Source organism: Bradyrhizobium sp. USDA 4354 (genome assembly GCF_054060315.1).
On sequence record NZ_JBSSDC010000001.1, the window covers coordinates 2,276,253 to 2,288,260 of the forward strand.

At 64.3% G+C, this 12,008-nt stretch carries 14 protein-coding genes and 1 pseudogene; 8 read left to right on the forward strand and 7 right to left on the reverse strand.

Annotation, left to right across the window (positions count from 1 at the left end; genetic code table 11):
* Positions 1 to 43 precede the first annotated feature (43 nt).
* From ACVIIV_RS10630 to ACVIIV_RS10650, 5 genes are all read left to right on the forward strand, one after another.
* A complete protein-coding gene (locus ACVIIV_RS10630) occupies positions 44 to 688 on the forward strand; it encodes a response regulator transcription factor (RefSeq protein WP_122400707.1) in 645 nt (214 codons plus the stop codon).
* Between the two features lie 546 nt (positions 689 to 1,234).
* The gene (gene thrC / locus ACVIIV_RS10635; protein WP_456744147.1) at positions 1,235 to 2,653 is read left to right on the forward strand and encodes a threonine synthase; all 1,419 of its coding nucleotides are present in this window, start codon (positions 1,235 to 1,237) and stop codon (positions 2,651 to 2,653) included.
* Positions 2,650 to 3,939 (forward strand): M16 family metallopeptidase, encoded by a 1,290-nt coding sequence (locus tag ACVIIV_RS10640; RefSeq protein ID WP_456744148.1) that lies wholly within the window; start codon positions 2,650 to 2,652, stop codon positions 3,937 to 3,939. Before thrC ends, ACVIIV_RS10640 begins: the two co-directional genes overlap by 4 nt.
* Positions 3,940 to 3,978: 39 nt before the next feature.
* On the forward strand, positions 3,979 to 4,566 hold the full coding sequence (locus ACVIIV_RS10645; protein ID WP_456744149.1) for a GNAT family N-acetyltransferase: 588 nt from the start codon (positions 3,979 to 3,981) through the stop codon (positions 4,564 to 4,566).
* A 126-nt stretch (positions 4,567 to 4,692) separates the two neighbouring features.
* Positions 4,693 to 5,343: a hypothetical protein gene (locus tag ACVIIV_RS10650; protein ID WP_456748700.1), complete on the forward strand. Its 651-nt coding sequence runs from the start codon at positions 4,693 to 4,695 to the stop codon at positions 5,341 to 5,343.
* Between the two features lie 203 nt (positions 5,344 to 5,546).
* Here the strand turns inward: ACVIIV_RS10650 and ACVIIV_RS10655 are convergent, their stop codons facing one another.
* The 5 genes from ACVIIV_RS10655 to ACVIIV_RS10675 form a co-directional block, all read right to left on the reverse strand.
* A complete protein-coding gene (locus ACVIIV_RS10655) occupies positions 5,547 to 6,032 on the reverse strand; it encodes a F0F1 ATP synthase subunit B family protein (RefSeq protein ID WP_456744150.1) in 486 nt (161 codons plus the stop codon).
* Positions 6,033 to 6,037: 5 nt separating this feature from the next.
* Entirely contained in the window at positions 6,038 to 6,604 is a 567-nt protein-coding gene (locus tag ACVIIV_RS10660) for a F0F1 ATP synthase subunit B (protein WP_456744151.1), read from the reverse strand.
* A 65-nt stretch (positions 6,605 to 6,669) separates the two neighbouring features.
* On the reverse strand, positions 6,670 to 6,900 hold the full coding sequence (locus ACVIIV_RS10665; protein WP_007599451.1) for a F0F1 ATP synthase subunit C: 231 nt from the start codon (positions 6,898 to 6,900) through the stop codon (positions 6,670 to 6,672).
* Between the two features lie 52 nt (positions 6,901 to 6,952).
* Positions 6,953 to 7,702, reverse strand: a complete 750-nt coding sequence (locus ACVIIV_RS10670; protein ID WP_456744152.1) for a F0F1 ATP synthase subunit A — start codon at positions 7,700 to 7,702, stop codon at positions 6,953 to 6,955.
* A 112-nt stretch (positions 7,703 to 7,814) separates the two neighbouring features.
* Positions 7,815 to 8,189: an AtpZ/AtpI family protein gene (locus ACVIIV_RS10675; protein WP_456744153.1), complete on the reverse strand. Its 375-nt coding sequence runs from the start codon at positions 8,187 to 8,189 to the stop codon at positions 7,815 to 7,817.
* 359 nt (positions 8,190 to 8,548) lie between these two features.
* On the opposite strand from ACVIIV_RS10675, the gene ACVIIV_RS10680 reads away from it, so the two are divergent.
* Both ACVIIV_RS10680 and ACVIIV_RS10685 read left to right on the forward strand, forming a co-directional pair.
* The gene (locus tag ACVIIV_RS10680) at positions 8,549 to 9,064 is read left to right on the forward strand and encodes a hypothetical protein (RefSeq protein ID WP_456744154.1); all 516 of its coding nucleotides are present in this window, start codon (positions 8,549 to 8,551) and stop codon (positions 9,062 to 9,064) included.
* 28 nt (positions 9,065 to 9,092) lie between these two features.
* Positions 9,093 to 9,568: pseudogene (locus tag ACVIIV_RS10685) on the forward strand (secondary thiamine-phosphate synthase enzyme YjbQ).
* Between the two features lie 64 nt (positions 9,569 to 9,632).
* Here ACVIIV_RS10685 and ACVIIV_RS10690 read toward each other — a convergent pair.
* The gene (locus tag ACVIIV_RS10690) at positions 9,633 to 11,258 is read right to left on the reverse strand and encodes an MFS transporter (protein ID WP_456744155.1); all 1,626 of its coding nucleotides are present in this window, start codon (positions 11,256 to 11,258) and stop codon (positions 9,633 to 9,635) included.
* Here ACVIIV_RS10690 and ACVIIV_RS10695 point away from each other — a divergent pair.
* Positions 11,233 to 11,550 carry a hypothetical protein gene (locus ACVIIV_RS10695; protein ID WP_456744156.1) on the forward strand — a complete coding sequence of 106 codons (318 nt, stop codon included), beginning with the start codon at positions 11,233 to 11,235 and terminating at the stop codon, positions 11,548 to 11,550. The two genes, ACVIIV_RS10690 and ACVIIV_RS10695, sit on opposite strands and share 26 nt — an antisense overlap.
* Here the strand turns inward: ACVIIV_RS10695 and ACVIIV_RS10700 are convergent.
* Positions 11,547 to 11,915 carry a hypothetical protein gene (locus ACVIIV_RS10700; RefSeq protein ID WP_456744157.1) on the reverse strand — a complete coding sequence of 123 codons (369 nt, stop codon included), beginning with the start codon at positions 11,913 to 11,915 and terminating at the stop codon, positions 11,547 to 11,549. The genes ACVIIV_RS10695 and ACVIIV_RS10700 overlap by 4 nt on opposite strands.
* Positions 11,916 to 12,008 lie beyond the last annotated feature (93 nt).

Here is a 12,008-nt window from a genome sequence, read left to right on the forward strand (position 1 = left end):
TTATTCCCGCGGGTCTATGAGTCGAAAAACACGAGAGTGCGCGATGCAAGATACCGCCAAGCTGGCGACCAGGGTCCTGATCGTCGACGACCATCCCGTGGTGCTGTCGGGTTGCCGCACCCTGTTCGCTTCCGACCATTCAATTCGCATTGACGAAGCGACCGATGCCAAATCCGGACATCGCGCTTATGTCAGCAAGCGGCCCGACGTCACCGTGATCGACATCAGCCTGCCCGATGTCTCCGGCTTCGAGCTGATGCGACGCATCCGCAAGGACGATCCCGACGCCAAGATCATCATGTTCAGCATGAACGACGATCCGGCCTTCGTGGTGCGGGCAGTCGAGCTTGGGGCGCAGGGCTATGTCTCCAAGGGCGATGATCCCAGGATCCTGCTGAAAGCAGTGCGCAAAGTGGTCGCGGGCGACAATTTCATCTCGCCACAGCTTGCGGAGGCCGTGACGTTTTCCGGCGCGGCGATCAAGGCCAATCCGGCCTCGCAGATGACGCCGCGGGAGCTCGAAATTCTCCGCCTGCTTGGACGCGGCGACAAGATCGTCGAGGTCGCCGAGGCGCTCGGCATCTCCTACAAGACGGTCGCCAACACCACATCCCTGCTCAAGCAGAAGCTGGGCGCCAAGAACCACTCCGACCTGATCCGGATCGCGGTGGAAATCGGGATGAATTGACCTTCTGCCAGCGACCGAACCGGCTGCTCCAGGATGCAGCGGTTCGGTCGACGGATCGACGCCGCCGTTGGCCGGGCAATGCATGAACAACGGGCTGGCGCCCATCCGCGGACACAATGGGTCGAGGCTGCATTCGTTCCTGTGACGGGCAAGATTTCGGGAAAAAGCGGCATTTGGCGGCTGGACTTGGCCGTCCTGCAGCTCCCGGGGCTCGAAGTGGGTCGGGAAGAATAGGAACATTTTTCGGCGCGCGTGGTTTTGTCCCTTGACGATTTCGTGACAGGCGACGAAAGCTTGTCGGAACAGTTTTGGCGGTCGGCGACCCCGACGAGTTAAACCGGTCTGCACACAACGACAGACCTTCCAAGAGAAGGGCTGCGGCAATGCCGCAGCCCTTTTTCGTTGGGCGAGGGGGCCGGAAGAGCGGTTTCCCGATGCCGCAAAACACTTTATGGTGGCCCAAAGCCTCTGGCTGTTAGCAAGTAGTTTCGTAAAATCAAAGGCTTAAGGATCGAGCCTCGGCTCGCCCTGCCTTTGGAGGGCAGTTTGACTCGTTATATCTCGACCCGGGGCGAGGCCCCCGAACTCGGCTTCTGTGACGTGATGCTGACCGGGCTTGCCCGCGACGGTGGCCTGTATGTGCCGGCGACGTGGCCGCAGCTCCAGACCGAGACGATCGCCGGCTTCTTCGGTCGTCCCTATTGGGAGGTCGCGGTCGATGTGATTCGCCCCTTCGTCGGCGGCGAGATCTCGGACGCCGAGCTCGGCCGCATGGCGAACGAGGCCTATGCCACCTTCCGCCATCCCGCGGTGGTGCCGCTGCGCCAGATGTCGCCGCATCAGTTCGTGCTGGAGCTGTTCCACGGTCCGACGCTCGCCTTCAAGGACGTGGCGATGCAGCTGATCTCGCGGCTGATGGACCATGTGCTCGCCAAGCGCGGCCAGCGCACCACCATCGTGGTCGCGACGTCAGGCGATACAGGCGGCGCCGCGGTCGAAGCCTTTGCCGGACTCGAGAATGTGGACCTCATCGTGCTGTTTCCGCACGGCCGCATCTCCGAGGTGCAGCAGCGGATGATGACGACGACGGGCGCGGCCAATGTGCACGCGCTCGCCATCGAAGGCACGTTCGACGATTGCCAGGCGCTCGTGAAGGGGATGTTCAACAACCATCGCTTTCGCGATGCGACCTCGCTGTCCGGCGTCAATTCCATCAACTGGGCGCGCATCGTCGCCCAGGTGGTCTATTACTTCACCTCCGCCGTTGCCGTCGGTGCGCCGGCGCGCGCGGTCGATTTCGTCGTGCCGACAGGCAATTTCGGCGACATCTTCGCCGGCTATGTCGCCAAGCGCATGGGGCTGCCGGTGCGCACCCTGCGCATCGCCGCCAACGTCAACGACATCCTGGCGCGCACGCTGAAGACTGGAATTTACGAGGTGCGCGAGGTGCACGCGACGGCGTCGCCGTCGATGGACATCCAGATCTCCTCGAATTTCGAGCGGCTGCTGTTCGAGGCCAACCGCCGCGATGCAGCAGGCGTGCGCCGTCTGATGGAGTCGCTGAAGCAGTCCGGACGTTTCGTGTTGCCCGATGCGACGCTCGCCGCGATCCGCGAGGAGTTCGATGCCGGGCGCGCCGACGAGACCGAGACTGCCGCTGCGATCCGCGCCGCCTGGCGCGAAGCAGGCGAACTGGTCGATCCTCATACGGCCGTGGCGCTCGCCGTCGCGGACCGCGACACCACGGACACGAAGGTGCCGAGCATCGTGCTCTCCACCGCCCATCCGGCCAAATTCCCCGAGGCTGTCGAGGCGGCCTGCGGCCAGCGGCCGCAACTGCCGGCCTGGCTCGACGGCCTGATGACCAAATCCGAACACATGAGGGTGATGAAGAACGATCAGGCCGAGGTCGAGCGGTTCGTGCTGTCGGTCAGCCGCGCCGCAAAGCAGGGAGTTGCCGGATGAGTGTCGAGATGTCCAAGCTTGCCTCCGGCCTGACCGTCGTCACCGACGAGATGTCTCATCTCGAAACTTCGGCGCTCGGCGTCTGGGCCGGTGTCGGCGGACGCGACGAAAAACCCAACGAGCACGGCATCTCGCATCTGCTTGAGCACATGGCGTTCAAGGGCACGACGAAGCGCTCTTCGCGCCAGATCGTCGAGGAGATCGAGGCGGTCGGCGGCGACCTCAATGCCGGCACCTCGACCGAGACCACGTCCTATTACGCGCGGGTGCTGAAGGCCGACGTGCCGCTCGCGCTCGATGTGCTCGCCGACATCCTCGCCAATCCCGCCTTCGAGCCCGACGAGCTGGAGCGCGAGAAGAACGTCATCGTGCAGGAGATCGGTGCCGCGCAGGACACGCCCGATGACGTCGTGTTCGAGCATCTGAACGAGCTCTGCTATCCCGACCAGCCGATGGGCCGTTCCCTGCTCGGCACGGCCAAGACGCTGCGCGCCTTCAACCGCGACATGCTGCGCGGCTATCTCTCGACGCATTACCGCGGGCCCGACATGGTGGTGGCGGCGGCCGGCGCGGTCGATCACAAGCAGGTCGTCGCCGAGGTCGAGAGACGCTTTGCGAGTTTCGAGGGGACGCCGGGGCCGAAGCCGCAGACCGCCCAGTTCGGCAACGGCGGCACCAAGGTGGTGCATCGCGAGCTCGAGCAGGCGCATCTGACGCTGGCGCTGGAAGGCGTGCCGCAGAGCGACCCGTCGCTGTTCTCGCTCCAGGTCTTCACCAACATTCTCGGCGGCGGAATGTCGTCGCGGCTGTTCCAGGAGGTGCGTGAGAAGCGCGGCCTCTGCTACTCCATCTACACCTTCCACGCGCCCTACACCGACACCGGCTTCTTCGGCCTCTACACCGGCACCGATCCGGCCGACGCGCCGGAGATGATGGAGGTCGTGGTCGACATCATGAACGATTCGGTGGAGACGCTGACCGAGGCCGAGATCGCCCGGGCCAAGGCGCAGATGAAGGCGGGTCTCCTGATGGCAATGGAGAGCTGCTCCTCCCGTGCCGAGCAGCTCGCCCGGCATGTGCTCGCCTATGGGCGGCCACAGACGGCGCAGGAACTGGTGGCCCGGATCGACGCCGTCAGCATCGAATCGACGCGGGACGCGGCGCGTGCACTGCTGTCGCGGAGCCGGCCCGCCGTTGTCGCATTGGGCAGTGGCAGGGGTCTGGACACGGCGGTATCTTTCGCGGAAGGATTGACCCGGGCGCGCGCCAAGGCGCGGTTGCATTAGGAGCCGCGCTACGGCCAGACCGCCCCGGAAAGCATCACCATGGCCCTGTTTCGCCTGCCATCCAGTGGACCCGCCGCCCTCGCGCCGCGCGGCAACGGGCTGTTGCTGCGCGCGCCCCAAATGTCGGACTTCCTGCAATGGGCTCATTTGCGCGAAACCAGCCGCGACTATCTCACGCCTTGGGAGCCGATCTGGCCGTCTGACGATCTCACCCGGTCCGGCTTCCGCCGCCGCCTGCGCCGCTATTCCGAGGACATTGCCGCGGACCGCTCCTATCCCTTTCTGATCTTCCGAGAGCTCGACGGCGCCCTGGTCGGCGGCATCACGCTGGCCAATGTCCGGCGTGGCATCGTGCAGGCCGGCACCATCGGCTACTGGATCGGCCAGCCTCATGCCCATCGCGGCTACATGACGGCAGCGTTGCGGGTGCTGTTGCCGACGCTGTTCGGCGAGCTCAATCTGCACCGGGTCGAGGCCGCCTGCATCCCCACCAATGCGCCGTCGATCCGGGTGCTGGAGAAGTGCGGCTTCTCCCGCGAGGGCCTGGCTCGCCGTTATCTCTGCATCAATGGGATCTGGCAGGATCACCTGCTGTTCGGCCTGCTGCATGAGGATTTCCGCGGCTGAGCTGCCATCTCGTGCGGCCAAACCCCCGCTTTGTTTGCTTGCCTTGGGTTCGCCGATTTTGGCGATATAACGGCGCGGGGCCGGCCGCTGGATCGGCCCGGATGTTGTAATGGAGTATGGGTGTCGATGGTGAAGGAGCTTCGGTCATCGCGGACCACGTTGCGGCGGGGGGCGGCGGTCGCGTTGGCGTTGTCAGTTGCGCTCGCGTCCGTCCCGCCGGTGGCGGCCCAGTCCTTGAGCGACCGCTTCAAGAGCCTGTTTGGCGGCAAGCCGGACGAACCGGCCCAGCCAAATCCGGCGCCCACGCCCGGCCAGCCAGCCGAAGACGAGATCGATTGCCCGCAGGTCACCGTGCGCTCCGGCGCCTCCACCTATGCGGTCGGTGCGAACGGCAAGCAGGCCGTCGGCAACGACATCCGCTTCCAGGCAACGATCACCAAGATGGCGCGCGAATGCGCCCGGAGCGGCGGTGACATCACCGCCCGGATCGGCATCCAGGGCCGCGTCATCGCAGGTCCCGCCGGCGCGCCTGCGACGGTCGAGGTGCCGTTGCGTGTTGCGGTGGTGCAGGGCGGCGTCGGCGAAAAGGTCATCGCCTCGAAGGCGTACCGGACGACGGTCGCGATGTCGGAGGGCGGTAGCGTGCCCTTCACCTTCATTGTCGAGGATCTGGCCTATCCCGCGCCTTCAGCCGCGGTCGCCGATTCCTACATCTTCTACGTCGGCTTCGACCCGCAGGCGCTTTCGCCCGAGCCGAAGGGGCGGAAGAAGAAGTAGGGCGAGGCTCGTGCCCCGGACGCAGCGCAGCGCTTTTTCAGCGGTGCGCTGCAGAGCCGGGGCCCAGGCCGCGGCATAACTGGGTCCCGGCTCAGCGTCGCGTCATTGCATGCCGCGTCGCGTCCGGGACAAGAGGGTCGTTCAGCCAAACAAAAAAGCCGGCGCTCATCGCGCCGGCTTTTTGATTGATGAAGGCAAATCCCTCAGTTCAGCTTCTGCCGAACCTCGTTGATGCCCTTGGCGAGCAGGTCGTCGGCGACCTGGCCCTTGACCGACTGCGACAGGATCGTGGAGGCGGCCTGGACGGCGGCTTCCGCGGCTGCGGCGCGGACGTCGGCCAGTGCCTGGGCTTCGGCGAGCGCGATCTTGCTCTCCGCGGTCTTGGTCCGGCGAGTGACGAAGTCTTCCATCTTCGCCTTGGCCTCGGTCGCGATGCGCTCGGCTTCGGCCTTGGCGTTGGCGATGATGTCGGCAGCCTCGCGCTCGGCCGTGGCACTGCGCGCCTTGTAGTCGGCGAGCACCTTGGCCGCCTCCTGCTTGAGGCGCGCGGCGTCGTCGAGCTCCGCTTTGATGCGTTCGGCGCGATGATCGAGCGCGGTCATCGCCGTCTTGAAGACCCCGAGATAGCCGAACACGACCATCAGGATCACGAAGGCGACGGCGACCCAAAATTCAGGTTCGAAGAACATCTCGACTAACCCTTCAAGGACGCATCGACCGCGGCATTGACCGACGCAGCGTCAGGAACGACGCCGGTGAGCTGCTGCACGATCTGGCCTGCCGCATCGGCCGCGATGCCGCGGACGTTGCTCATGGCGGCGGCGCGGGTCGAGGCGATGGTCTTCTCCGCCCCGGCGAGCTTGGCCGCCAATTGTTCTTCCAGCGCCTTGCGCTCGGCTTCGGCCTGCGCATTCGCCTTGTCGCGGGATTCGTTGCCGATCGCCTGCGCCCGCGTGCGCGCCGAAGCGAGCTCGCTTTCATAGGCCTTCAGCGCCGCGTCGGACTGGTCCTTCAGCTTCTGCGCTTCAGCGAGGTCGCCCTCGATCTTGTTCTGACGTGCCTCGATCGCACCGCCGATGCGCGGCAGAGCGAGCTTGGACACGATCACGTAAAGCAGGACGAAGAAGATCGCGAGCGACACCAGCTGTGATGCAAAGCTGCTGCTCTCGAACGGCGGAAAACCGCCACCGTGGTGACCACCGTCAGCCCCGGTGTGAGCGCCCGCCGCCGGACCTTTCGCGCCGCCATGACTCTCAGCCATGGAGTTCTCCTGTTGCTGTCACACGCGCCGTCCCAGAGGCTGGAACGGCGCGAAAAACGTCGTCCTCAGAGCGGAACGAACAGCAGCAGCAGCGCGATCAGCAGCGAGAAGATGCCGAGCGCTTCGGTCACGGCGAAGCCGAAGATCAGGTTGCCGAACTGACCCTGAGCGGCCGACGGATTGCGCACGGCCGCGGCGAGGTAGTTGCCGAAGATCACGCCCACGCCAACGCCCGCACCGCCCATGCCGATGCACGCGATGCCCGCGCCGATAAGTTTTGCTGCTGCCGGATCCATTTTAGACTCCTTGGAAGAAAGATGGGATTGTGGGTGGAATTCCCCGGACCGCTCAGTGTCCCGGATGAATGGCGTCGTTGAGGTAGATGCAGGTCAGGATCGCGAACACATAGGCCTGGAGGAACGCGACCAGGATCTCGAGCGAGGTCAGCGCGACCGTGAGCGCCAGCGGCAGCACGCCGCCGACCCAGCCGATGGCGCCGAGCGAGAAGCCGAGCATGGCGACGAAGCCCGCGAACACCTTCAACGCGATGTGGCCGGCCAGCATGTTGGCGAACAGACGAACGCTGTGGGAGACCGGCCGCAGGAAGAACGACAGGATCTCGATGAACATGACCAGCGGCAGGATGTAGATCGGGACGCCGTGGGGAACGAAGATCTTGAAGAATTTCAGGCCGTTCTTGGCGACGCCGTAGATCAGGACGGTGAAGAAGACCAGAAGCGCGAGCGCCGCGGTGACGATCAGATGGCTCGACACCGTAAAGGTGTAGGGGATGATGCCGACCAGGTTCGAGACGCAGATGAACATGAACAGCGAGAAGATCAGCGGGAAGAACTTCATGCCTTCCGCGCCGGCCGTCGACCGGATGGTCGAGGCGACGAATTCGTAGGAGATCTCGGCGACCGACTGCAGGCGCCCGGGAACCAGCTGCGTGCCGCTGGCAAGCATCAGGATCGAGATGATCGTCACCGCCACCAGCATGTAGAGCGACGAGTTGGTGAAGGCGATCGTGTGATTGCCGATATGGCCCAGGGTGAAGAGAGGCTCGATGTTGAACTGGTGGATCGGGTCGATTTTCATCAGCGCGGCATCTCTTGGTCTGCCGGGCGATGCCGGCGGGTCTCGGTCTGCCGGCCGGGCCGGCCCGTACCGGCGAAGCCGGCACGATCATTCCTCTCCTGGTGGGATCGGCCTACGAATCACCGCGCCTGTTTTGACCCGCGCCCGCCGTTCTCACCACATTCACCACGCCGGCGACGAAGCCCAGCAGCAGGAACACGATAAATCCGAAGGGCGACGTCGACAGCAAGCGGTCGAACCCCCAGCCAATCCCCGCTCCGACAGCGACACCGGCGACCAACTCGGAGGATAACCGGAAGCCAAGCGCCATCGCCGAGGCTCTGGCCGCTCTGTCCTCACCGTCACCTGCGGGTTGCTCGGTCTTGATCCGGCGGTCGCGAAATTCGGACAACCGCTGATCGAGATTTCCGAGCCGTTCGGAAAGCGCAGCTTCCTCGGACGATCTATCGCGATCTCCATTCTCACCGTGTCCCGTGCTCTGTGCCATGCGACAAAGACCCGAAACGCTGCGGCCAAATGGAAATTACGCCCGCCACCCTCAAAAGCCGCGCGGACCATACTGATGGCCCATAATCAAGTCAAGCCAAGTCACGATTGCGTCGCTTTCTAGTATGTGTTTGATTTATCTTGAGATATTGGCGTGTGCGGCAGTGCTGCGCACAGCGTGACGCCGCACCGCAGCAGGTCTGCTCACGATCGGTGGATGCAGCTGTCCTTTCGCCGCACGACCGGGATCAAAGAAGTCATCGCGTTCGTTGATTTCAGGGGCGGGTTTTTGGCGGCGGACTGCCCGATGGGGGTGTAGAATTGCACAGAGGCCGCAGCAGCGCCGTGGCGGAGACAGCGATGAGACCAGCGACGTCATCCACAACATCATGGCTAGTGGCGGCTGCCGCAGTGATGATCGTCGGCGGCGGCCTCGTGGCTGCGCAATCGGCGCCCGACGGCGAAAATGGTCGCTACAGCATGACGCCCATCCCCGAGGGCGTGCTGCGGCTCGACACTCGCACCGGTACGGTATCGACCTGCACCAAGAACGGCGCCGGCTGGGCGTGCTACGCGGTGCCTGACGAGCGGACCGCACTCGACGCCGAGATCGGCAGGCTCCAGGCCGAGGTCGAGAGGTTGAAGGGACAGCTCGCGGCGGGGCCGACGGTGTCGGGCAAGATCGACGAGGCGCTGCCGAAATCCGACCCGCTGAAGAAAGCCGAGCCCAAGGTCGCCGAGGGCGAGCGCAAGCTCGAGATCCCGCTGCCGAGCGATCAGGACGTCGATCGGGTGATGTCGTTCCTGGAGAAGGCCTGGCGGCGGCTGATCGACATGGCCAACCGGGTGCAAAAGGACGTGTCGGGGAAGATTTGAGGATTCCATCGACGCAACGAGACCTTTCATGACATCAGCCAAATCCGTCACGCGCTCCGCGCCATCGACCGTGCAAGCCACCGCCATCGCGTCGTCGCTGCTCACCGTGCAGACCTCCGGCCGCGGCTTCACCGACCTCACCAGCGAAACCGCGAAATTCATCGCCGAGGCGCACGCGCGCGCTAGGGCGCGCTGACGCTGTTCATCCGCCACACCTCGGCCTCGCTGACGATCCAGGAGAACGCCGACCCGTCGGTGCTCGTCGATCTCGCCACCGCGTTGTCCCGGCTTGCGCCGGAGAATGCCGGCTGGACCCACGACGCCGAGGGACCGGACGACATGCCGGCGCATGTCAAGACCATGCTGACGCAGAGCTCGCTCCACGTCCCGGTCCTGAACGGCAGGCTCGCGCTCGGCACCTGGCAGGCGATCTATCTGATCGAGCATCGCAGTCGCCCGCACCGCCGCGAGATCGTGCTGCAGTTCATCGGCAGCAATCAGTAAGCGCTCAAGACAAAACCGGCCGCGGAGACCGCGGCCGGTTCGTGTCGTCCATAACTGCTTTCGATCAGGTCGACTTGATGTCGACGTCCTTGGTCTCCGGCAGGAACAGGAATCCGATCACGACGGTGATCGCCGCGAAGATGATCGGGTACCAGAGGCCGGCATAGATATCGCCGGTCGAGGCCACGATCGCAAACGCGGTCGCGGGCAGGAGGCCGCCGAACCAGCCGTTGCCGATGTGGTAGGGCAGCGACATCGAGGTGTAGCGGATGCGGGTCGGGAACAGTTCGACCAGCATCGCCGCGATCGGGCCGTACACCATGGTGACGTAAACCACGAGGACGAACAGCAGGCCGACGATCGCCGCCACCTGCGGGCGGAAGATGTCGAACGGATGCGCCATCTTCACGATGCCGGCATCACCCGCCTTCGGGTAGCCAGCCGCCTGCACCGCGGCGAGAACCGCCGGGTTGCTGTCCTTGGCGTTCGTGTAGGGCACGTCCTTGCCGTTGACCACGACCTTCACGCCCGATCCGGCGGCGCCGTAGCTCGTCGCGTACTTGACGGACGACTGCGACAGGTAGGCGCGCGCGGTGTCGCAAGGTGCGGTGAAGACGCGGGTGCCGACCGGGTTGAACAGATCGCCGCAGCCGGCGGGATCGGCCACCACCTCGACCTTGACCTGCTCGATGGCCTTTTCCAGCGCCGGGTTGGCGTTGGTGGTGATCATCTTGAAGATCGGGAAGAAGGTCAGCGCCGCGATCAGGCAGCCGCCGAGGATGATAGGCTTGCGGCCGATCTTGTCGGAGAGCATGCCGAACACGATGAAGAAGCCGGTGCCGAGCAGCAGCGACCAGGCGATCAGCAGGTTGGCGGTATAGCCGTCGACCTTCAGGATCGACTGCAGGAAGAACAGCGCGTAGAACTGGCCGGTGTACCAGACCACGCCCTGGCCCATCACGCCGCCGAGCAGGGCGAGCAGCACGAGCTTGCCGTTCTGCCAGTTGCCAAAGGCCTCCGTCAGCGGCGCCTTCGAGCCCTTCCCCTCTTCCTTCATCTTCTGGAAGATCGGCGATTCATTGAGGCGAAGCCGGATCCAGACCGAGATGCCGAGCAGCAACACCGACACCAGGAACGGGATGCGCCAGCCCCACTTCGCGAAATCGGCCTCGCCGGTCGCGGTGCGGGTGAACAGGATCACCAGCAGCGACAGGAACAGGCCGAGCGTCGCCGTGGTCTGGATGAAGGAGGTGTAGTAGCCGCGCTTGCCGTGTGGCGCGTGCTCCGCGACATAGGTCGCCGCACCGCCATACTCGCCGCCGAGCGCAAGGCCCTGGGCGAGGCGTAGCGCGATCAGGATGATCGGGGCTGCGATGCCGATGGTCGCCGCGTTGGGCAGCAAGCCGACGATGAAGGTCGACAGACCCATGATCAGGATGGTGATGAGGAAGGTGTATTTGCGGCCGACGATATCGCCGATGCGGCCGAACACGATCGCGCCGAACGGCCGCACCAGGAAGCCCGCCGCAAACGCCAGCAGCGCGAAGATGTCGCGGGTGGCCGGCGGATAATCCGAGAAGAACTGCACGCCGATGATCGAGGCGAGCGAACCGTAGAGGTAGAAGTCGTACCACTCGAAGACGGTACCGAGCGAAGAGGCGAGAATGACGAACCGTTCGTCCTTCGTCATCCCGGTGCTGCCCCGTGCCGATGTTGCAGTTATTGTCGTCATTCCGATTCGCTCCCGCTTGTCTTTTTTGGATTCAAATGCAGATCTGCGCCATGCAGGCGCGCAGTTAATCGGAGCGAGCACTTACATGTTTGCCGCGTCCGGCCCAATAGTACTTTCGGCTGGAACCGACTTTTGGATTGCACACAAGCGGCGAGCACGTCTGATATCGCAGCGATTGCGCCGAAATCCCGTCGATGTGACGGCCGCAAGATACCTGCGCAGACCGGCAGGGATGATGAAGTCAGACTAAAGTCCAATCAGGGAGAAGGCCAACGCGACCGTCCACATCACGATGGAGATGATGGCGGTCCAGCACGCGAACTGCAGATAGGTCTCGCGCATGACCGTTGAAATCGTCTTCTGCGCGTAGGCTTGGGGCGGACGGTGCTCCTTGGGAAGATAGAGCCACATCTCGGTCCGGCGATGATCCTTGGTTCGGGCTTCGCGGGCCTTGAAGGCGAGGACAAGAGCCATTGCCATGCTCAGAAAGCCTCCCGCCTGAAACGCGATGCGCGGGAGGAAGGACAGGCCGATCATCACGCAGAAGATGGCGAGCGAAGCGAACCCGCATGCGCGCAACACAATCTCGTAGGCGATACGGCGCACCTCTTCCATCAGCCGCTGCTCCGTCGATTGAAATTGACCTGCCACATCGGATTGAGGAGCTGGTTCCAGCGTAACGCCGGCGCGACCCGTCCTCAACGCCGT